17 protein-coding genes, 1 other RNA gene and 1 pseudogene are annotated in these 19,624 nt (G+C 73.2%); 9 read left to right on the top strand and 10 right to left on the bottom strand.

What is annotated here, in order from left to right; translation table 11 throughout:
• Positions 1 to 305: 305 nt before the first annotated feature.
• The gene (locus ACZ60Q_RS01960) at positions 306 to 1,601 is read right to left on the bottom strand and encodes a hypothetical protein (RefSeq protein WP_469626942.1); all 1,296 of its coding nucleotides are present in this window, start codon (positions 1,599 to 1,601) and stop codon (positions 306 to 308) included.
• 213 nt (positions 1,602 to 1,814) lie between these two features.
• Between ACZ60Q_RS01960 and ACZ60Q_RS01955 the strand changes: the two genes are divergently transcribed.
• From ACZ60Q_RS01955 to ACZ60Q_RS01940, 4 genes are all read left to right on the top strand, one after another.
• A complete protein-coding gene (locus ACZ60Q_RS01955; RefSeq protein WP_469626940.1) occupies positions 1,815 to 2,858 on the top strand; it encodes an ABC transporter substrate-binding protein in 1,044 nt (347 codons plus the stop codon).
• 171 nt (positions 2,859 to 3,029) lie between these two features.
• On the top strand, positions 3,030 to 3,866 hold the full coding sequence (locus ACZ60Q_RS01950; protein WP_469626937.1) for a Nif3-like dinuclear metal center hexameric protein: 837 nt from the start codon (positions 3,030 to 3,032) through the stop codon (positions 3,864 to 3,866).
• Entirely contained in the window at positions 3,863 to 4,606 is a 744-nt protein-coding gene (locus tag ACZ60Q_RS01945) for a zinc ribbon domain-containing protein (RefSeq protein WP_469627976.1), read from the top strand. Before ACZ60Q_RS01950 ends, ACZ60Q_RS01945 begins: the two co-directional genes overlap by 4 nt.
• The gene (locus ACZ60Q_RS01940) at positions 4,606 to 5,973 is read left to right on the top strand and encodes a bifunctional RNase H/acid phosphatase (RefSeq protein ID WP_469626934.1); all 1,368 of its coding nucleotides are present in this window, start codon (positions 4,606 to 4,608) and stop codon (positions 5,971 to 5,973) included. Before ACZ60Q_RS01945 ends, ACZ60Q_RS01940 begins: the two co-directional genes overlap by 1 nt.
• Before the next feature lie 124 nt (positions 5,974 to 6,097).
• On the opposite strand, the gene eda is transcribed toward ACZ60Q_RS01940, so the two are convergent.
• The 4 genes from eda to ACZ60Q_RS01920 all read right to left on the bottom strand — a co-directional run bounded on the left by eda (position 6,098) and on the right by ACZ60Q_RS01920 (position 9,475).
• A complete protein-coding gene (gene eda, locus ACZ60Q_RS01935) occupies positions 6,098 to 6,748 on the bottom strand; it encodes a bifunctional 4-hydroxy-2-oxoglutarate aldolase/2-dehydro-3-deoxy-phosphogluconate aldolase (RefSeq protein ID WP_469626932.1) in 651 nt (216 codons plus the stop codon).
• A gap of 78 nt (positions 6,749 to 6,826) precedes the next feature.
• Positions 6,827 to 7,627: a peroxide stress protein YaaA gene (gene yaaA / locus ACZ60Q_RS01930; protein ID WP_469626929.1), complete on the bottom strand. Its 801-nt coding sequence runs from the start codon at positions 7,625 to 7,627 to the stop codon at positions 6,827 to 6,829.
• A 199-nt stretch (positions 7,628 to 7,826) separates the two neighbouring features.
• Complete coding sequence (locus tag ACZ60Q_RS01925) at positions 7,827 to 8,732, bottom strand: hypothetical protein (protein ID WP_469626927.1); 906 nt, start codon at positions 8,730 to 8,732, stop codon at positions 7,827 to 7,829.
• Positions 8,729 to 9,475 (bottom strand): MerR family transcriptional regulator, encoded by a 747-nt coding sequence (locus ACZ60Q_RS01920; RefSeq protein ID WP_469626924.1) that lies wholly within the window; start codon positions 9,473 to 9,475, stop codon positions 8,729 to 8,731. Before ACZ60Q_RS01920 ends, ACZ60Q_RS01925 begins: the two co-directional genes overlap by 4 nt.
• A 170-nt stretch (positions 9,476 to 9,645) precedes the next feature.
• Between ACZ60Q_RS01920 and ACZ60Q_RS01915 the strand changes: the two are divergent.
• Together ACZ60Q_RS01915 and rnpB are read left to right on the top strand one after the other, a co-directional pair.
• Positions 9,646 to 9,810, top strand: a pseudogene (locus ACZ60Q_RS01915) (Uma2 family endonuclease); the annotation flags it as partial.
• Between the two features lie 148 nt (positions 9,811 to 9,958).
• An RNA gene (gene rnpB / locus ACZ60Q_RS01910) (RNase P RNA component class A) lies at positions 9,959 to 10,366 on the top strand.
• Positions 10,367 to 10,426: 60 nt separating this feature from the next.
• On the opposite strand, the gene ACZ60Q_RS01905 is transcribed toward rnpB, so the two are convergent.
• Positions 10,427 to 11,329 carry a glycosyltransferase family 2 protein gene (locus ACZ60Q_RS01905; RefSeq protein ID WP_469626921.1) on the bottom strand — a complete coding sequence of 301 codons (903 nt, stop codon included), beginning with the start codon at positions 11,327 to 11,329 and terminating at the stop codon, positions 10,427 to 10,429.
• Positions 11,330 to 11,747: 418 nt separating this feature from the next.
• On the opposite strand from ACZ60Q_RS01905, the gene ACZ60Q_RS01900 reads away from it, so the two are divergent.
• On the top strand, positions 11,748 to 12,770 hold the full coding sequence (locus ACZ60Q_RS01900) for a hypothetical protein (RefSeq protein ID WP_469626918.1): 1,023 nt from the start codon (positions 11,748 to 11,750) through the stop codon (positions 12,768 to 12,770).
• Positions 12,771 to 12,804: 34 nt separating this feature from the next.
• On the opposite strand, the gene ACZ60Q_RS01895 is transcribed toward ACZ60Q_RS01900, so the two are convergent.
• The 3 genes from ACZ60Q_RS01895 to ACZ60Q_RS01885 all read right to left on the bottom strand — a co-directional run bounded on the left by ACZ60Q_RS01895 (position 12,805) and on the right by ACZ60Q_RS01885 (position 15,280).
• Positions 12,805 to 13,659, bottom strand: a complete 855-nt coding sequence (locus ACZ60Q_RS01895; protein WP_469626916.1) for a PhzF family phenazine biosynthesis protein — start codon at positions 13,657 to 13,659, stop codon at positions 12,805 to 12,807.
• Between the two features lie 232 nt (positions 13,660 to 13,891).
• Positions 13,892 to 14,371: a lamin tail domain-containing protein gene (locus ACZ60Q_RS01890; RefSeq protein WP_469626913.1), complete on the bottom strand. Its 480-nt coding sequence runs from the start codon at positions 14,369 to 14,371 to the stop codon at positions 13,892 to 13,894.
• Between the two features lie 144 nt (positions 14,372 to 14,515).
• A complete protein-coding gene (locus ACZ60Q_RS01885) occupies positions 14,516 to 15,280 on the bottom strand; it encodes an SDR family oxidoreductase (RefSeq protein ID WP_469626910.1) in 765 nt (254 codons plus the stop codon).
• A gap of 144 nt (positions 15,281 to 15,424) precedes the next feature.
• Between ACZ60Q_RS01885 and ACZ60Q_RS01880 the strand changes: the two genes are divergently transcribed.
• Positions 15,425 to 17,122 (top strand): alkaline phosphatase D family protein, encoded by a 1,698-nt coding sequence (locus tag ACZ60Q_RS01880; RefSeq protein WP_469626907.1) that lies wholly within the window; start codon positions 15,425 to 15,427, stop codon positions 17,120 to 17,122.
• Between the two features lie 23 nt (positions 17,123 to 17,145).
• Here the strand turns inward: ACZ60Q_RS01880 and ACZ60Q_RS01875 are convergent, their stop codons facing one another.
• Positions 17,146 to 18,141 (bottom strand): Gfo/Idh/MocA family protein, encoded by a 996-nt coding sequence (locus tag ACZ60Q_RS01875; RefSeq protein WP_469626904.1) that lies wholly within the window; start codon positions 18,139 to 18,141, stop codon positions 17,146 to 17,148.
• An 89-nt stretch (positions 18,142 to 18,230) separates the two neighbouring features.
• Between ACZ60Q_RS01875 and ACZ60Q_RS01870 the strand changes: the two genes are divergently transcribed.
• Positions 18,231 to 19,616 carry a multidrug effflux MFS transporter gene (locus ACZ60Q_RS01870; protein ID WP_469626901.1) on the top strand — a complete coding sequence of 462 codons (1,386 nt, stop codon included), beginning with the start codon at positions 18,231 to 18,233 and terminating at the stop codon, positions 19,614 to 19,616.
• The last annotated feature ends 8 nt before the right edge of the window (positions 19,617 to 19,624 follow it).

Genomic DNA, 19,624 nt, shown 5'->3' with positions numbered 1-19,624 from the left:
GCCCTCAGGCCGCCCTGGATTCCTCGTCGGCGGGCCGGCGGTGGCGACCGTGCGGCTGCACCGACGTGTTCTTTGCCGACGCATCCCCCCGGTGCCTTCCGGAACCGCCGGTTTCGGTGCCATCGTCCGCCCCCGTCGGGCGCTGCTGGTTCGTGTCGGTCCGCGCTTCGGACATGTGGGAAGTCACCCCGTTGTTATCGCTTACTTGTGTCGCGCCTACGTGTGCCGCAAGCCCCGCCGCCGCCATCCGACGTGGTCACCGTCGGTACCCGCCCGATACGGCCGCGCAGCCCAGGGCTCTGAGTTTAGTCGGATCGAGCGGCTCGGTGCAGAGGCGCCTGCCCCAACGGAACGGGCTTGCACGGGGCGGGAGCGGCGACGGCGGCGGACGGTTCCGTTCCGCCTTCCCCGCCGCTCGGACGGCCGGTCAGGGAAGAGGGTTCCACGTCCTGCGGCGCGTCCAGCATCGCCACGCCGCAGGATGTCGCCCCGTTCGCGTACGGGAGACGCAGCACCCCGTCCCGGTTCCAGTACCCGGCCCCCGGCGCCCAGCCCAGCGGGGCGGCGAACTGGTGCAGCCGACGTGCCGCCGGACGCCAGACCCCCACCCAACTGTCCGCGGCCCCGTCGATACCGCCCGTGGCCCTGTCGATCCGCAGCGCCACCGCGCAGCTCTCCGGCATCAGCATCTGGCCCGGCTGCACCGCGAACGGCGTCACCGCCACGTCCGTGAGGCGCAGGCACTCCGGGAACCTGACCGGCAGGGCGCTCCCCAGCACCCCCCAGCCGAGCCGGTCGTGGCCAGGGGCGTCCGAGCGGAGCAGCAGCAGCCCGCTGTCGGCGTCCGCGAGCAGCAGTCGGTCGTCGCTGCCCGGCGCGATCTGGAGCAGCGGCGTCACCTCGGCCTCCCGCCCCAGGTCGACGGCGACCGCCTTGACCGGTCCACCGCCCGGCGCCTGCCGGTCCAGCGCCAGCATCCGGCCCGCCCGGTCCAGCCAGGCCCCGCCCGAACAGCGCCCGGGAATCCGCGCGACCTCCTCGGGCCCGAACGCTCCACCCGCCACCAGCCAGAGCGACGAGTGGTGTTCGCCGACCGACAGGGCGTAGACGCACCGGCCGTCCGGCGACGGCGGCACCAGGGTCATCTCCGCGCACTCGACCGCGCCCAGCAGGAGTTCGCCGGTCCCGGGTCCCGTCGGGTAGAGCAGCGAGAACATCTGGCGGTCCGCCACCCGTCGCAGGATCAGCACCCGCCCGTCGGCGAGCGGCGCCACCTGGGCGTCCGGCTCCTCGGGCTGGTCGAGCGGGAGGGACACCGCGTACGGCTCGGGCCCGTCCAGCGTCCACCGCTCCGGATACCAGGCGCGCTCGCCCGGCGGGCCGGGAGCCGCGGTGAGCCGGGCGGCGTAGGCCCCGTCCGCGGTGAGCGTGAAGCCGCCGGGCCCCTTCGGCCCGCGTTCCGCTCCGTACTCCTCCGGGCCGGATTCCGCCCCGGGCCCCTTCGGTCCGCGTTCCGTTCCGGAATCCGTTCGGGATTCCGCTTCGGGTTCCGCCGTCGCGGCGGCCCCGGCGGAACCACCCCCGATGGCACAGGCAGTCATGGACTCGTCACCTCCGGCTACGAAAGTTAGTTTTCGCACTTCCAGCCGAACAACACGAGCCACCTCTCTTCATACATAAGGGTGGTGATGCCCGGATTCTCCTGAGGTGGCGGGGGCGGGTGTGCTGGTGAAGGTGGCCGTGTCTAAGGTGAGGCGACCCTTACCAAGAGCCCGTGCCCCCCACGCACGTACGCGGACCATCTGGAGCAAGTGATGTCCCCTCGACCCCGCGGTACCGCCGCAGTCGCCCTGGCCGTGGCGGCCGCCCTCTCCCTGTCGGCCTGCGGGGGCGGTGACGGCGGGGACGGCGACGCGGCGAAGTCCGACGCGGGCGGTGGCAAGAAGGCCGCCGTCGCCACCGGCGGCAAGGACTTCGCGGACGCGGCGAAGGAGACCGCGGCGTACGGCACCGACGCCGGGGCCGGCGAGTTCCCCCGTACGGTCACCCACGCCATGGGCAGGACCGAGATCAAGGCCGCGCCCGAGCGCGTGGTCGTGCTGGACGTCGGCGAGTTCGACAACGTGGTGTCGCTGGGGCTGAAGCCGGTCGGCTACGCCCCCAGCGAGGGCGACGCGGCCATCCCCTCCTACCTGGAGAAGGGCGCGGGCGAGCCGAAGAGCGTCGGCACGATCAACAGCCTCAACCTCGAAGCCATCGCGGGCCTCCAGCCCGACCTGATCCTCGGCAGCCAGCTCCGCGCCGCGGACAAGTACGACGAGCTGTCCAAGATCGCCCCCACCGTGTTCTCCATCCGTCCGGGCTTCACCTGGAAGGAGAACTACCTCCTCAACGCCGAGGCGCTGGACCGCACGAAGCAGGCCGGGTCGGCGCTCGCCGCGTACGAGGAGAAGGCGCGAAAGCTCGGCGAGGACATCGGCCCCGACAAGCCGACCGTCTCGATGGTCCGCTACATGCCCGACCGTCTCCGTCTCTACGCCAAGGCCTCGTTCATCGGCACGATCCTCGAAGACGTCGGTCTGCCGCGTCCCAAGAACCAGCAGATCAACGACCTCGCCGCCGAGATCGGCCCGGAGAGGATCGACGAGGCGGACGCCGACTGGATCTTCACCGGCGTCTACGGCGACGCGAAGGCCACCCAGCGCGACACCGCCCGGTCCAACCCGCTGTGGAAGAACCTGAAGGCGGTCAAGGAGGGACGGGCCAAGGACGTCTCCGACGAGACCTGGTACCTGGGCCTCGGCGTCACCTCGGCCGGCCTGGTCCTCGACGACCTCCGCGCCGACCTGGTGAAGTGAACCGTCACCGTGCCGGCGCGGTGAAGCGGACCGTCACCGTGCCGGCGCGGTGAGGTGAACCGTCACCGTGCCGGCGCGGTGAAGTAACGATTCGTGTCCGGCCGCCGGTCCTGGCGTACAGGTCCGGCGGCCAGGGGCGACGGACCACCCCGGACAGGTAGCCTTTCCCCCGTGCCCCGTCTGTCTGAAGTCATCGCCGCCCTCGACGCCCTCTGGCCCCCCGAGCGGGCCGAGGGATGGGACGCGGTCGGGACGGTCTGCGGCGATCCGGACACGGAGACCGACCGGGTGCTGTTCGCCGTCGACCCGGTCCACGAGATCGTCGACGAGGCCCGTGAGCTCGGCGCCCAGCTGATCGTCACCCACCACCCCCTCTATCTGCGCGGGACGACGACGGTCGCCGCCGACACCTTCAAGGGCCGGGTCGTCCACACCCTCATCAAGCACGACATCGCGCTCCACGTCGCGCACACCAACGCCGACACCGCGGACCCCGGAGTCTCCGACGCCCTGGCCGGCGCCCTCGACCTGCGGATCACCGGGCCCCTCGTCCCCGACCCCACCGACCCCGAGGGCCGGCGCGGACTCGGCCGGATCTGCGAGCTGGACCACCCCGAGACCCTGGCCGCCTTCGCCGCCCGGGCCGCCGCCCGGCTCCCCGCCACCGCCCAGGGCATCCGGCTGGCCGGCGACCCGGAGGCGCTCGTGCGCACCGTCGCCGTCAGCGGAGGCTCCGGCGACAGCCTCTTCGAGGCCGTGCGTGCCGCGGGCGTCGACGCCTTCCTCACCGCGGACCTGCGCCACCACCCGGCGTCCGAGGCCGTGCGGCACTCGCCGCTCGGCCTTGTCGACGCCGCGCACTGGGCCACCGAATGGCCCTGGTGCGAGCAGGCCGCCGCCCAGCTCGACGCGCTTTCCGACCGCCACGGATGGGACCTGCGGGTCCATGTCTCGAAGCAGGTCACCGACCCCTGGACCACCCACCATTCCTCTGGAGCCCCCAACTGAACGCCGCGCCCGCCGACCAGATCCGACTTCTCGACGTCCAGGCCCTCGACCTCCGTCTCGCCCAGCTCTCCCACAAGCGCACCTCGCTGCCGGAGCACGCCGAGATCGAGCAGCTCAGCAGCGACCTCGCCCAGCTGCGTAGCCTGCTGGTCGCCTCCACCACCGAGGAGAGCGACACCACCCGCGAGCAGACCAAGGCCGAGCAGGACGTCGACCAGGTGCGCCAGCGCGCCGTCCGCGACCAGCAGCGCCTGGACTCCGGCGCGGTCTCCTCGCCCAAGGACCTGGAGAGCCTCCAGCGCGAGATCGTCTCGCTCGCCAAGCGCCAGGGGGACCTGGAGGACATCGTCCTGGAGATCATGGAGCGCCGCGAGGGTGCCCAGGAGCGGGTCGCCGAGCTGACCGAGCGGGTCGCCGCCGTCCAGGCCAAGGTCGACGACGCCACCGCCCGCCGTGACGCCGCGACCGCCGAGCTGGACGCCGAGGCCGCCGCGGTGACCAAGGACCGCCAGGTCGTCGCCGAGGTCATCCCCGCCGACCTGCTGAAGCTGTACGACAAGCTCCGTGCCCAGCAGGGCGGGGTCGGCGCCGCCCGCCTCTACCAGCGCCGCTGCGAGGGCTGCCGGCTGGAGCTGAACATGGCCGAACTCGGCGATGTGCGCGCCGCCTCCCCCGAGACGGTCCTGCGCTGCGAGAACTGCCACCGGATCCTGGTCCGTACCTCGGAGTCGGGTCTGTAATGAGCGCCGCGCGCCAGGTGGTGGTCGAGGCCGACGGCGGATCCCGGGGCAATCCGGGGCCCGCCGGTTACGGTGCGGTCGTTCTCGACCCGGCCACCGGCGAACCCCTCGCCGAGGCCGCCGAGTACATCGGCGTCGCGACGAACAACGTCGCCGAGTACCGGGGCCTGATCGCCGGTCTGACGGCCGCGAAGGCACTGTTCCCGGACGCGGGGGACGCGCTGTGGGTCCACGTCCGGATGGACTCCAAGCTGGTGGTCGAGCAGATGTCGGGGCGCTGGAAGATCAAGCACCCCGACATGAAGCCGCTGGCGGCCCGCGCCGCCGCGGTGCTGCCGCCGTCCCGCGTGACGTACGAGTGGATCCCGCGCGCGCAGAACAAGCACGCGGACCGGCTCGCCAACGAGGCGATGGACGCGGGCCGCGACGGCAGGCAGTGGGAGGCCTCGGCCTCGACGGCCGCCCTGGACGCCCCGGCCCGCCCCGTGAGCACCCCGCCGCCCGTCCAGGGCCCGCCCGGCGACCAGGCCGCGGGCGCCGCCAAGGCCCGTGCGGCCCTCGCGGCGGCACGCGGCGCGGCTGCCCCGGCGGCCGACACGCTCTTCCCGGTTCCGGAGCCCGGGGTGCCGGACGCGACGGTCCCCGCCGCATCGGCCCCCGCACCGACCCCCGGGCAGCCGGCCGGAACCGCGCCGGAGAAGACCGGGGCCCCGCAGACCGGCTGGGGTTCGGCCCCCGACCTGGGCGCGCCCGCCACGCTCTTCCTGCTCCGGCACGGCGAGACCGCCCTCACGCCCGAGAAGCGGTTCTCCGGCAGCGGCGGCACCGACCCCGAACTCTCCGCCACCGGTCGCGGCCAGGCCGAGCGGGCCGCCGAGCACTTCGCCGCCCTGGGCGCCGTCCAGGAGATCGTCAGCTCCCCGCTGCGCCGCTGCCGTGAGACCGCCGAGGCTGTCGCCGGCCGCCTCGGCCTGGACGTCCGGATCGACGAGGGCCTGCGCGAGGCGGACTTCGGCGCATGGGAGGGCCTGACCTTCGGGGAGGTGCGGGAGCGGTACGCCGACGACCTCACCGCCTGGCTGGCCTCCCCGGACACCGCCCCGACCGGCGGCGGCGAGAGCTTCACGGAGGTCGCCGAGCGGGTCGCGGCCGTCCGGGACCGGATCGTCGCCCGGTACGCGGGCCGCACGGTCCTGCTCGTCACCCATGTGACCCCGATCAAGACGCTCGTCCGGCTCGCCCTGGGAGCCCCGCCCGAGGCGCTGTTCAGGATGGAGCTGTCGGCGGCCTCGATCTCCACGGTCGCCTACTACGGGGACGGCAACGCCTCCGTACGCCTGCTCAACGACACGTCCCACCTGCGCTAGCGGGAAGCGCGGCCTTTCGACCCGGCTGCTCGTCCTGGGCACCGTTGCCGAGGGCGGGGGCGGGGGCGGGGTCGAGGGCGGAGTCGGAGTCGGCGCGGTGATCCGGGTGTTCGCGCTGCGGGCCCTACGGGGCGAGTGCCGCCGCCTCGGCCGCCAGGCGGGCCACCCGGTCCCAGTCCTTCGCCGCCACCGCGTCGCCCGGGACCATCCAACTGCCGCCCACACAGCCGACGTTGGGCAGCGCGAGGTACGAGGGCGCGGAGGCGAGCGAGATGCCGCCGGTCGGGCAGAACCGGGCCTGGGGGAGCGGCGCGGACAGGGCCTTGAGGTAGGCCGTGCCGCCCGCCGCCTCGGCCGGGAAGAACTTCATCTCCCGCACCCCGCGCTCCAGCAGGGCCACCACCTCCGAGGTGGTCGAGACGCCGGGCAGGAACGGCACCCCGGACGCCTTCATCGCCTCCAGCAGCGCATCCGTCCACCCCGGGCTGACCAGGAACCGGGCCCCGGCGTCGACGGTGTCCCGCACGTTCTCCGGCGAGATCACCGTGCCCGCCCCGACCACCGCACCCGGGACCTCGGCGGCCATGGCCCGGATCGACTCCAGCGCGGCGGGCGTCCGCAGCGTCACCTCGATGGCCGGGAGCCCGCCCGCCACCAGCGCCCGCGCCAGCGGCACCGCGTCGGCCGCGTCGTGCAGGACGACGACGGGGACGACGGGGGCGAGATCGAGCACGGAGGCGTCGGACGGAGCGGAGGGCACGGCAGAGGAGGTCATGGGGTCATCCTGCCGCGAGCAAGGCAGTATCTGCAACGAGCGTTGCGCGGTGCGCAACGCCCTCTTCCTCGGGTCCGGTCAGTGGATGTCCGTCACCACCACGTCCAGCGACCACGGCCGCCCGGCCCGCGCGGGGGCCTCGGCCTCCACCACGTACCCGAGGTCCCGCAGCACCTCCACCAACCGCGCCGGGCCCTTCGGCCGCGCACCCGCCAGCAGCAGATCGCGCACCAGCCTGCCCTTGGTCGCCTTGTTGAAGTGGCTCACCACGGACCGCTTCTCCACCCCGCCCACCAGCTGGGAGTGCAGCACCCGCACGCTCGCCGTGCGCGATGCCACCTCACCCACGGGCTTCCACGCCGCCGCGTACGCCGAGGACCGCAGGTCCAGGACGAGCCCGTTCCCGGCGGCCTCGGGCAGCACCGTCTCCATCGGGGCACGCCAGTACGCGCCGAGCGCGCCGAGACCGGGCAGCTTCACCCCCATCGAGCAGCGGTACGGCGGAATCCGGTCGCCGATCCGCACCGCGCCCCACAGCCCCGAGAACACCAGCAGCGACTTCGCCGCCCGCCGCCGTGCGTCCGCCTCCAGCGAGGCCAGGTCCAGGGCGTCGTACAGCACACCGGTGTACAGCTGCCCGGCCGGACGGGTCCCGGCCGTGCGCAGCTCGGTGTTCTTGCCGACCTCGCCCCCCAGCCCCACGCTCAGACCCAGCACCTCACGGGCCTTCTCCTCGTCCGCCCGGCACAGCTCGACCAGCTCGTCCAGCACCGCCGCACGGGCCGGGGCGAGCCCCGACAGCGACAGCGACTCCGGCTTCAGCGAAGCCCCGCGCCCCGGGGCGGCCTTTCCTTCGGAGGGCGGCAACAGCACGAGCACGGCGGTTCTCCTTCGTACGTACGGCGCAGCGCGGACCCGGTCGGCGTGCGGGCTCTCCGGGTCCTCGGCAAGGGTACGGGGACGGGGCGGCGGCCCCTGTACGGCTGGAGCGGGGCCGGTGCCGGGGAGCGCCCCGGACGCCGCCCGCCCCCGCCCGGCCCGGCCCCGCTCCCGTTGGGGGAGCGGCTGCGGGTCCGGATCACGCGGGCTGGTCCGGTGCCGAGGACGGTGCTGTTCGCTCCGGCGTGAGCGGGGAGGACGATGTCCGGTCCTTCGTGAGGGCCGCGACCGCCGCCCGTGGGTCGTCGGCGTGGAAGCGGAGCGTCCGGGCGCTCCCGCGCCGGCCGAGCGGCCGCACGAACTCCACCGGCTCCGTCAGTTCCACCGTCACCGTCGTCTGGCTCCCCACCGCCAGATCAAGCGTCCCGTCCTCGTCCACCCGCAGCAGCCCCCCGTCCGGGAAGCGCCGCTCCACCCGGGCGGCGGCGATCACGGCGGCGGGCGCCCGCAGCTCGAACAGGGCGCCGTAGCGCAGCCGCAGCGATCCGTCGGCCTCCACGAGATGCGGCCGGGTCACACAGGCCGCGTGCAGGGCGAGGACGACGACGATCCCGTACACGTCCACCGCGAGCAGGATCGCGTGGACCAGCGGCCAGGGGATCACCAGGGCCAGCACCACGGTCTCCACGACAGAGACGACGAGCAACACGTACATGATTCCGCTCTGCGGTCCGGTGTACGAGAACGGCCGGGCCCCCGCCGGAATCCGGTGACGGCGGCGCAGGACCCACAGCCCGAGACCGTGCAACGCCCGGAGCTCGTGCACCACCAGCCGCCGCACGGCCACCGGCACCACGGACCGCACCACGGACAGTCCGGCCTCCCGCCGCGTGTCCCCGGACCGCCGCCGCGCCGTGTACAGCGGCCACATCGCGCACGCCTCCAGCACGAGCACACCCACCACCAGCGCCTCGGCCACCAGCAGAACGGCACCGGATATCCGGACCCCGGCCACCAGGCAGACCGCCAGCGCGACCTCACCGGGCAGCACCGCCCACATCGCGGCCCGCGCCACCCGCGGGCCCACCGGCTTCCCGGTGCTCATGTGTTCCTCCCCCGCACCCGCTCGGCCAGCGCCTCCATCACCCGGCGCACCACCGCGCGCTGCGCGGGCGGGTAGTCGTCGAGCAGCACCCGCCCGACCCCCGTCGCCGACGGCTCACCCCCGGGGATCACCGCCAGGACCTCGTCCGGTACGGCGGCGGCCAGCTCGGCCGCCAACGGCGCGATGCGCGGGTCGTCCACCCGGGCCCCGGCCAGCTCGTCGAGCCGCTCGTACAACGCGAGAACGCCCGGGTCCTCGGCCACCGGTCGCAGCGCGGCGAACACCTCGGCCCCGGCACCGTCGCCCGCCGCGTCCAGCAACAACAGATGCTCGCGGTCCTTCGCGGCGGCCGGGGACGTGGTGGCGGGCGCGTGCGCCAACAGCGTGGCGAGAGCGGGGGAGAGCGGCCCGTCAGAGGTGAGCGGAGCCTCCAGGAGCACGGCCAGCACCTGCCGCCGCCCGTGGATCTCCCGCTCCTGCCGCGCCAGATCGGCGTCCAGCTCCCCGAGCACCTCGGCCAGCTCCCGCCCCGCGTCGTCGGCGAGCACGTCCCGCACCTCGTCCAGGGAGAGCCCGATCTCCGACAGCCGCCTGATCCTGGCCAGCAGCACGGCATCGCGGACGGTGTACGCCCGATAGCCGTTGGCCTGCCGGGCGGGCTCGGGCAGGAGGCCGATGTGGTGGTAGTGCCGGACGGCCCGGGAGGTGACTCCCACGAGCGCGGCGATCTCTCCGATACGCATGCGGCCAGTAGAAACGTTGACGCCGCGACAAGGTCAAGCACCACTTTCCTTCTTCCGCTTCCGTCCACGCCGCATGGGCCTGTGCCACGATCGGGGGAGGAACTCCCATCTCATGGACGGCTGGTCCCCCGATGTCCCAGTCCGGCGAGCGACCGAGGAAGGGGCGTGACATGACTGCCATGGCGCACGAGCCGCTCACGCGGGCAGAAGTCCTTCTGGAGGGCTTCCTGGCCCTGGACACGCCGGAAGGCTTCCGGGCCGAGCTGATCGAGGGGGAGATCGTCGTGACGCCGCCGCAGGACGGGGACCACGAGGACTACATCAACGTGGTCCTGAAGATCGCCAGCTCCTGACGATTCCGTATGGGAAACCGCTTCCGCTGCCCGAGCCTTTCGCCTTCGATCTGGAGACCGGAGACTTCGGCTGAGGGACCACCGACAGGGCTGCCTGTCTGCGGCCCGGTAGGATGGCGATCACGGCAGACGAGCCGTGCGGACGGCCGCGTGGGGATCCTCGGATCCTCCCGAGGAACGTCCGGGCTCCACAGGGCAGGGTGGTGGCTAACGGCCACCCGGGGTGACCCGCGGGACAGTGCCACAGAAAACAGACCGCCCGGGACCTCGGTCCCGGGTAAGGGTGAAACGGTGGTGTAAGAGACCACCAGCGCCTGAGGTGACTCAGGCGGCTAGGTAAACCCCACCCGGAGCAAGGTCAAGAGGGGGCGTGCCGGAAACGGTACGGCCCTGCGTGAACGTCCGAGGGCTGCTCGCCCGAGTTCACGGGTAGACCGCACGAGGCCGGCAGCAATGCCGGCCCTAGATGGATGGCCGTCTCCCCGGCCGCCGCGAGGCGACCGGGAGACAGAACCCGGCGTACAGCGCGACTCGTCTGCCGGTGTGCTTGACAGGGCCTTCGGCCGGGTGTCCTACCTGGTCGGAGGCCCTTCCTCCGTCAGATGACCGGCGGCCGGCCCAGCCGTGTCATCTGCCACACCGTGGACCAGCGCATCGGGTGCCGCTCGCCGCACGGGGTCCGGACGCCCTCGGCGAAGCCGCCCGCCCAGGCGCGCAGGCCCTTCGGGTCGCGGGTGCGGGCCAGGGTGAGCAGGGTCCAGGTGCCGAGGTAGGCGGGGACCAGGAGGAGGGGCAGGTTCCGGCGGGCCAGCCAGACGCGGTTGCGGGCCGTCATCCGGTAGTAGACCGCGTGCCGGGCCGGGGACGTCTTGGGGTGCTGGAGCAGCAGCTCGGGCTCGTACAGCACCTTCCAGCCCGCGTCGAGCGCGCGCCAGGCGAGGTCGGTCTCCTCGTGGGTGAAGAAGAACTCGGCGGGCCACGGGCCGGTCCGCTCCAGCATCTTCATGGAGAACGCGTGGCCGCCGCCGAGGAAGGCCGTGACCGGGCCGCCGCGCATCGGGTCGCCCGCCCGCAGCCGGGGCACGTGGCGCCGCTGGGTCTCGCCGTGCTCGTCGGCGATCCGGAAGCCGACGATGCCGAGCCGGTCGTCGGCCGCGAAGTGGTCCCGCACCCGGCGGAAGACGTCCTTCTCGACCAGCAGTCCGTCGTCGTCCAGCTCGATCACCACGTCCACGTCGCCGATCTCGGCGAGCCTGCGCAGACCCTCGTTCCGGCCGCCCGGGCAGCCGAGGTTCTCCGGCAGTTCGATGGTGGTCACCCCGCCGTCGAGGTCCTCCAGGCCGGGGAACGCGGTGAAGTCCGGGAGCGCCGTCCCGTTGCCGATGATCACGAGCCGGGTGGGCCGGACGTCCTGCATGGCGACCGACGCCAGCAGCGCCTCGACCGCCTGCGGGCGGTCGCCCATGGTCACGATGGATACGCCGATGCGTGGTGCGGACAAGTTCGGTACTCCTGGGCTCGGCTGCCGTGCGGCTGCTGGTCGGCTGCGGTGCCCGCGATCGTAACGTCTCGGTGTTCAGTGTGCGGCTACCGCCCGGCCATTCGCGGGCCCGTCGGTGTTCAGCAGCGCGTACCCGGCCATGTCCCGCCGCCGGTCGCCCACCTGCCGTCGGCCGTGCGGCAGCCCCCCTCCCGCCGGGAGCCGACGTCCTCGGCGATCCGGGCGGAGGCGGTGTTCCACGGCTCGATGAAGAGCTGGAGGCGCTGGACGCGCGGGGCCTACCCCGTCACCGTACGCAGCACGGCGCCGGCGACCCCCTGGCCGCGCGGGAGAGGGGGGACGTGCGGTGAGGGGCGTGGGAGGCCCTTGGCGGTGACCGGCTTCGCGGTGCCCGGCGGCGCGTCGATAAAGTGCTGGAATGATATTCGGTAGAGCCGGGTTCGGGGGAGCCGTCGCCGACTTCGAGGCGGCGGTGACCGCCCAGGACGCCAAGCGCTCCGGTAAGGCGTTCGGCCGGTTGCAGGAGACCTTCGGGCAGGCCAGGGAGCCGGAGCTGCTGGACGGCGGGCCACGGCTCGCCGCCGTGCTGGAGCTGGTGGAGCCCGGCCCCCGTGCCGTCGTCGCCGCGCTCGTCGGGGCCTGTGTCGAGCGCGGCGCGGACGCCGAACGCTGTGCGCCGGGGGTGCTGGCCGGGCTGCGGTGGGCGCTGGAGCAGGCCCTGGTGTTCTGCGAGGCGTGGGTCTCGGGCGGTGGCGGCGCGTTTCCCGTCCCGGACGGCGGCGAGCCGGGCCCGGAGCCCGTGGAGCGGGCCGGCCTCGACGCGGCGGTCGGCTGGTGGACCCTTCCCCGGTGGGAGATGGCCGCCGTCGCGATGCTGAACCACCCGGGCGTGCGGCGGGCGGCCGGCTTCCGGGGCGAGGCGCTGCGGCTGCTCGGCGCGGTGGAGCGGGCCTCCGGCACGGAGCTGAAGTCCCTCGCCTACGCCCTCCTCGTGCTGGACGACGAACCGCTCGTCGCCCTCCACCGGGCGAGCGGCACCGGCTACCTGCTGCGGCTCTCCGGCATCGGGGACAACTTCCAGCTGCACACCCTGCTCGCCCACGCGCTCATCGGCGGCGGCCATGTGGAGGGCCGGGCCCCGTCGTCGCAGGAGGCGGCCGTCTGCCGGGAGACCCCCGGTCAGGTGGACACCGTGGGCTCCTTCGATCTGGTGGCCCCGGACGGCGAACTCATCTGGAACGAGGGCGCCCCCGCCGACATCCCCGTCGTCGACGGCGTCCGGCTGCTGGTCCTGGACGAGCCGTCCTACCGGCGGTCCTGGCCCGCGGGCCGCTTCTTCCCCGGCATGCGCGGCGACGCCCTGCTGGAGCGCGCCCTCGACCCGGAGGAGGCGGAACGCTGGTACGCCCACGTCTCCCCGGCCAAGGACGCCACCGGCTGAACCGCCGCCCCTTCGCCGTGCCCTGGAAGGCGGTTCAGCCGATCCGGACGCCCGTTCCGCTGACCCGGATCCGGGCGTCGCCCGTGCGCAGTTCTACGGTGAGCGTGCCGGGGCGGCCCAGGTCCGCCCCCTGGTGCAGCGTCAGTACGGCCGCGTCGGGTACGAGCCCCAGCTCCCGTGCGTACGCGCCGAAGGCCGCCGCGGCCGCGCCCGTCGCCGGGTCCTCGACGACCCCGCCCACCGGGAACGGGTCCCGGACGTGGAAGACCTCGGGCCCCTCGCGCCACACCAGTTGCAGAGTGGTCAGGTCGAGCCGGCGCATCAGCGCCGCGAGGCGCGCGAAGTCGTAGTCCAGGTCCGCCAGCCGTTCCCGGGTGGCGGCGGCCAGCACCAGGTGCCGGGCCCCCGCGTAGGCGATCCTGGGCGGCAGGGCCGGATCGAGGTCGGCGGCCGCCCAGTCAAGGGCCGCCAGTGCCTCCGCCAGGTCGGCCGCGGTGGTCTCCTCGACGTGCGGGGCCACGCTGGTGAGGGTGGCGCGGAGTTCGCCGTTCTCCCGTACGACGGTCACCGGCACCGGACCCGCGGGCGTGGCGAACTCCAGCTCGCCCGGCCCGTCCCGGTCGGCCAGGGCGAGCGCCGCGGCGACCGTGGCGTGGCCGCAGAAGGGCACCTCGGCCTTCGGGCTGAAGTAGCGGATCGCGTATGCGCCTTCGCCGGTCCGCTCCGTGAGGAACGCCGACTCGCTGTAGCCCAGCTCCGCCGCGACGGCGAGCATCGCTTCCTTGTCCAGCCCGGAGGCGTCCAGGACGACACCGGCGGGATTGCCGCCCGCGGGGTCGGCGGAGAAGGCGGTGTAACGCAGGACTTCGGGCGCGGGATCAGGTGTCACACCGGGGTCCAACCGTGCCGGCGTTCCCGGAATTCCCGCTTCCAGGTACGGCGGCCGGGCGGTACTGCGGCCGGGTGGTGCGACGGGTGACGTGCGGCGTCGCGGTGGTACGGCGCGCGCGGTGACACGGCGTGCGGTGGTACGGCGCGCGCGGGAGGGCCGGTCGCGGAGGGCCGCGCGCGGGAGGGCCGGTCGCGGCCGCCTGTGTCGCGACCGGCCCTCCCCGGACGTGTCAGTGGCAGCTCTTGACGCCCTTGTTCGCCTTGGTGGACTTCTTCCAGGAGCAGGAGTCCTGGAGCTTCCCGTTCGGCTTGATCAGCCGCGCCTTGTCGCCGGTGTTGTTCCAGACGTACGAGCCCCGGTTCCAGTGCACGGTGCCCGAGACGTTCTTGCCCTTGCCGGTGCGGAGCTTGACCGTCTTGCCCGCACCGATCGTGTAGCTGCCGAAGGTGTAGGTGTAGCCGGTCTTGTCCTTCACCTTGAAGCCCTTGAGCTGGACCTTCTTCTTGCCGTTGTTGTGGATGTTCACCCACTCGGCGTTCAGCGACTTCGTCGACCGGTTGTCCTTGCCGGGGCCGTCGTACTGCACGGTCCCGAAGTGCAGCCCGCCCTGGTGGGCGGCGGCCGAGGCCGGTGCCGCCGTGGCGAGGAGCGAGCCGGCCAGTGCGGTGGCGGCGGCCAGGGCGATCGGCGCAGCGGTGCGTATGCGCATGCGGTGTTCCTTCTGTGTCGTTCTGGTGAAGGCGTAACGAGATGCGATCATACGGACGGTGCGCGCTTGTTCGGTCGAAAGTGGAGAAATATGCAAATCCGGCCATGTGATGGCTAGTTCGAGCAAGGGCGATCGCCTTCGGGCTCAACCTCGTCCGATATAGGGCATGTTCGTCGCCAGGACCGTGGCGAACTGAACGTTCGCCTCCAGTGGCAGCTCCGCCATGTGCACCACCGTCCGCGCCACGTCGGACGCCGCCATCACCGGCTCCGCCGCCAGCTCTCCGTCGGCCTGGAGGATCCCGGTCGACATCCGCTCGGTCATCTCCGTCGCCGCGTTGCCGATGTCGATCTGCCCGCAGGCGATCCGGTGGCGGCGGCCGTCCAGCGAAAGCGACTTCGTCAGCCCGGTCATCGCGTGCTTGGTCGCGGTGTACGCGATCGAGTGCGGGCGCGGCGCGTGGGCGGAGACCGAGCCGTTGTTGATGATCCGGCCGCCCCGCGGGTCCTGCTCCTTCATCAGCCGGTACGCCGCCTGCGCGCACAGGAACGCGCCCGTCAGGTTCACATCGACGACCGCCCGCCAGTCCTCGGCGGCCAGGTCCTCCAGCGGTACACCACCGGGGCCGAACGTGCCCGCGTTGTTGAACAGGAGGTCCAGCCGGCCGAACCGCTCCCGTACGGCGGTGAAGAGTGCGCCGACCTCGTCGGCGTCGGTCACGTCCGTGGTGACGCAGAGCGCCTCGGTGTCCCCGGCGGCGGCTGCCGTCTCCGCCAGCGGCTCGGCCCGCCGGCCCGCGAGCGCGAGCGACCAGCCCGCGCTCGCGAGGGCGAGCGAGACGGCCCGCCCGATACCTGATCCCGCACCCGTGACGACGGCGACCTTCCGGCCGGGCTGCTCAGTGTTCATGGCCCGGCAGCGTACGGGACGGATCGGTGCACAGGGCACGCGGTGCTCATCGACCCGCCATGTGGATGTTGTGCACGCGACAACGGTGCGTCGTCACGCGCGATTGCCATGAAGCCCGACACCATCCGGGCTGAGGAGGGGCATATGACAGCCGCACAGACCATCATGACGCCCGATCAGAGCACACGGGCCACCGAACTCCACGCCACCGAACTCCACGCCACCGAACTTCACGCCGCCGCACGGCTGCTCGAACCGGAGGTGGGGCGCCGACGCTTCCTGACCGGCACCGGAGCCGCCGCCGCGCTCGCCTTCGCCGTGAACCTGCCCGCCGCCGGCACGGCGAGCGCCGCCGAACTCGACGCCCGCCGGATCACCGAGGACCCGTTCACCCTCGGCGTCGCCTCCGGCGACCCGCACCCGGAGTCCGTCCTCATCTGGACCCGGCTCGCCCCCCGCCCCTACGAGCCGGGCGGCGGCCTGCCGGCCGACCGGGTCGAGGTGCGCTGGGAGGTGGCCCGCGACGAGCTCTTCCGCCGTGTCGAGCAGCGCGGCTCGGTCACCGCCCACCCCGAGTTCAACCACAGCGCCCGCGCCGAGGTCCAGGGCCTCGACTCCGGACGGGTCTACTACTACCGCTTCCGCACCGGCGACTGGACCAGCCCGGTCGGCCGCACCCGCACCGCCCCGGCCCCCGGAACCCGCACCAGCTCCCTGACCCTGGCCGCCGTCTCCTGCCAGGCGTACCACGACGGGTACTTCACCGCCCTCCGCCACCTCGCCGCCGAGGACGTCGACGTCGTGTTCCACCTCGGCGACTACCTCTACGAGTACGCCGTCACCGCCACCGGCGGGGCGCGCGCCCACACCGACCTCAGACTCCCCGCGCACTACAACCGGGAGACGTTCACCCTGGAGGACTACCGGCTGCGCTACGCCCTCTACAAGTCCGACCCCGACCTGCGCGCCGCCCACGCCGCCCACCCCTTCGTCGTCACCTGGGACGACCACGAGACCGAGAACAACTACGCGGGCGACACCCCCGAGAACGACGTCACCCCCGAGGAGTTCCTGCTGCGCCGGGCCGCCGCGTACCGCGCGTACTGGGAGAACCAGCCGCTGCGCACCCCGCAGCGCCCCACCGGACCCGACATGCCGCTCTACCGTCGCCTGACGTTCGGGCGGCTCGCCCAGTTCGACATCCTCGACACCCGCCAGTACCGCAGCGACCAGGCCTACGGCGACGGCTGGCGAACCCCGGGACCCGAGTCCGAGGACCCCACGCGCACCATGACCGGGGCCGCCCAGGAGCGCTGGCTGGCCGACGGCTGGCGCGTCTCGGACGCCACCTGGAACGTCGTCCCGCAGCAGGTGACCTTCGCGCAGCGGCGCGACGTGCCCACCGACGCCTTCAAACTGTCCATGGACTCCTGGGACGGCTACCCGGCCTCCCGGCAGCGGGTGCTCGCCGGGGCCGAGGCCGCCGGGGTGGAGAACCTCATGATCCTCACCGGCGACGTCCATGTCTCCTACGCCTTCGACCTGAAGAAGGACTTCGACGACCCCGCCTCGCGCACCGTCGGCACGGAGATCGTCACCACATCCGTCAGCAGCGGCAGGGACGGCGTGGACCGGCCCGCCAACTGGGAGAACCAGACCCGTGCCAACCCGCACCTGAAGCACTACAACGGGCGGCGCGGCTACGCGCTCGTCACCCTCGGGACCAAGGAGGCCCGCGCCGACTTCCGTACGGTGGCGGCGGTCACGACCCCCGGCGCGCCCCTCTCCACAGTGGCCTCCTTCGTCACCGAGGCGGGGAACCCCGGGCTCACGCCCGCGTAGGCCTCACACCCGCATCACCGGGTTCACCGGTCCGCCGGGTAGCGGACGCCGATACGGTCCCGTACCGCGTCGAGCGTCCGCATCACCGCCAGCGAACCCTCCAGCGGGACGAGCGGGGACTCCAGCTCCCCGGCCCGCACCGCCCGTGCCACCTCGGCGGCCTCGTACTGCATGCCCGAGAGCCCCCGTGGCCCCGGCCCCGAAGTGATCGTCTCCGGCTCGGCGCCCGCCCGCCGCAGCACGAAGTGGTCCGGGTGGAAGAAGTCGCGCGGGATGTCGATCCGCCCGGCCGTGCCGATGATGGTGGCCGCCGTCGGGTGGTGGCCGACGATCGAGCACGAGAGCAGCGCGGTCGCACCGGAGTCCCAGCCGAGCAGCATCCCCGTGTTCAGGTCGACGCCCTCCGGGGACAGCAGCGCGTCGGCCGCCACCCGGTCCGGCTCGCCCAGCAACAGCTGCGCGAACGACACCGGGTAGACCCCGAGGTCCAGCAGCGCCCCGCCGCCCAGGTCCGGGTCGAGCAGCCGGTGCCCCGGAGCGAAGTCGCCCGCGAAGCCGAAATCCGCCTGTACGGTACGGATCTCGCCGATCGCCCCGTCCCGGACCAGCTCGGTGAGGCGGCGGACCACCGGGTTGAGATAGGTCCACATGGCCTCCATCAGGAAGAGGCCGCGGTCCCGCGCGAGCGCCACCAGCTCCCTCGCCTCCCGGCTGTTGAGCGTGAAGGCCTTCTCGCACAGCACATGCTTTCCGGCCCGCAGCGCCAGCCCGGCCGCCGCGTGGTGCGCCGAGTGCGGGGTGGCCACGTACACCACGTCCACCTCGTCGTCGGCGACCAGCTCCGCCCAGCTGCCGTAGGCCCGCCCGATCCCGTGCCGCTCGGCGAAGTCCCGCGCCGAGGCCTCCGTGCGCGAGGCCACCGCCACCACCTCCGCGTCGGGGAGCCCCTGTACGTCCGCCGTGAAGACCGCGGCTATGCCGCCCGTCGCCAGCACACCCCAGCGCACCGTCCCGCCCATGCCCGCCACCCCAGCCCGCCCGAAAAAGGTATCGACCACTCCGGCCGAGCTGAGAGCATAGATGCGGATTCAACGATGTGGAGAAGAGAATGCCGGACAGCGGCGGCAGCCGGGCCCAGCGAGCACACATACCCGACACCAGGACCGGGGCCGACGCCCGGCCGATCCCGCACGGGGACGCGGGCGCCCTCTCCGTCGACCCTGCCGCCCCGCAGGTCACCGCCCCCGCCGGCCTCCCCGGCCCGGCGGCGAAGACCGCCCGGCGCACCGGCCTCCTGGTCACCATGGTCCTCGGCGGACTCACCGCACTGCCGCCGCTGTCCATGGACATGTACCTCCCCGCGCTCCCCGCCGTCACCGACTCCCTGAGCGCCCCCGCCGCCACCGTCCAGCTCACCCTGACCGCGTGCCTGGCCGGAATGGCGCTCGGCCAGCTCGTCGTCGGACCCATGAGCGACCGCTGGGGCCGCCGGAAGCCCCTGCTCCTCGGCATGGTCGTCTACGTCCTCGCCACCGCGATCTGCGCCCTGGCCCCCACCGCCGAACTCCTCATCGGCTTCCGCCTCCTCCAGGGGCTCGCGGGCGCGGCCGGCATCGTCATCGCGCGGGCCGTGGTGCGCGACCTCTACGACGGCGTGGAGATGGCCCGGTTCTTCTCCACCCTGATGCTCATCTCCGGCGTCGCCCCGGTCATCGCACCGGTGATCGGCGGGCAGGTCCTGCGGATCACCGACTGGCGGGGCATCTTCGTCGTGCTGACCGCCGTCGGCATCGCCCTCACCCTGGTCGTCTGGAAGTGGCTGCACGAGACGCTGCCGCCCGCCGACCGCCACACCGGCGGGGTCGCCGACGCCCTGCGCACCATGCGGGGACTGCTCGCCGACCGGGTCTTCACCGGCTACATGGTCGCGGGCGGACTCGCCTTCGCCGTCCTCTTCGCGTACATCGCCGCATCCCCGTTCGTCGTGCAGGAGATCTACGGGGCCTCGCCCCAGACCTTCAGCCTGCTCTTCGGGCTCAACTCGATCGGCCTGATCATCGTCGGGCAGATCAACGGCAAGCTGCTCGTGGGCCGGATCAGCATGGACAAGGTGCTCGGCTTCGGCCTCGCGGTGATCGTGCTGGCCGCCGTGGCGCTGCTGCTCATGACGGCCGGCGTCTTCGGCGAGGTCGGGCTCGTACCGGTCGCGGCCGGACTCTTCGTGCTGATGTCGGCGATGGGTCTCGCGATGCCGAACACCAACGCCCAGGCGCTGATGCGCACCAAGCACGCGGCGGGCTCCGCCTCCGCGCTGCTCGGCACGTCCTCGTTCCTCATCGGCGCCATCGCCTCCCCGCTGGTCGGCATCGCGGGGGAGGACACGGCCGTCCCGATGGCCCTCGTCCAGGTGGTCTGCGCGGTCGCGGCGGTGGTCTGCTTCCTGCTGATGTGCCGCCCCTGGCAGCGAGTGGGCCGCGAGGCCGGCGGCCTCTGAGACACCCC

It is taken from the genome of Streptomyces sp. NPDC104313, assembly GCF_055583985.1.
The sequence above is the reverse complement of the archived record's forward strand: the minus strand, read 5'-3'. Positions and strand labels throughout refer to the sequence as shown.

Coding starts and splice junctions, on each gene's coding strand:
- ACZ60Q_RS01880 (WP_469626907.1), top strand. CDS start 15,425: ATGACAGCCGCACAGACCATCATGACGCCCGATCAGAGCACACGGGCC.
- ACZ60Q_RS01900 (WP_469626918.1), top strand. CDS start 11,748: ATGATATTCGGTAGAGCCGGGTTCGGGGGAGCCGTCGCCGACTTCGAG.
- ACZ60Q_RS01920 (WP_469626924.1), bottom strand. CDS start 9,475: ATGCGTATCGGAGAGATCGCCGCGCTCGTGGGAGTCACCTCCCGGGCC.
- eda (WP_469626932.1), bottom strand. CDS start 6,748: ATGACCTCCTCTGCCGTGCCCTCCGCTCCGTCCGACGCCTCCGTGCTC.
- ACZ60Q_RS01870 (WP_469626901.1), top strand. CDS start 18,231: ATGCCGGACAGCGGCGGCAGCCGGGCCCAGCGAGCACACATACCCGAC.
- ACZ60Q_RS01925 (WP_469626927.1), bottom strand. CDS start 8,732: ATGAGCACCGGGAAGCCGGTGGGCCCGCGGGTGGCGCGGGCCGCGATG.
- ACZ60Q_RS01955 (WP_469626940.1), top strand. CDS start 1,815: ATGTCCCCTCGACCCCGCGGTACCGCCGCAGTCGCCCTGGCCGTGGCG.
- ACZ60Q_RS01890 (WP_469626913.1), bottom strand. CDS start 14,371: ATGCGCATACGCACCGCTGCGCCGATCGCCCTGGCCGCCGCCACCGCA.
- ACZ60Q_RS01940 (WP_469626934.1), top strand. CDS start 4,606: ATGAGCGCCGCGCGCCAGGTGGTGGTCGAGGCCGACGGCGGATCCCGG.
- ACZ60Q_RS01885 (WP_469626910.1), bottom strand. CDS start 15,280: ATGAACACTGAGCAGCCCGGCCGGAAGGTCGCCGTCGTCACGGGTGCG.
- ACZ60Q_RS01875 (WP_469626904.1), bottom strand. CDS start 18,141: ATGGGCGGGACGGTGCGCTGGGGTGTGCTGGCGACGGGCGGCATAGCC.
- ACZ60Q_RS01960 (WP_469626942.1), bottom strand. CDS start 1,601: ATGACTGCCTGTGCCATCGGGGGTGGTTCCGCCGGGGCCGCCGCGACG.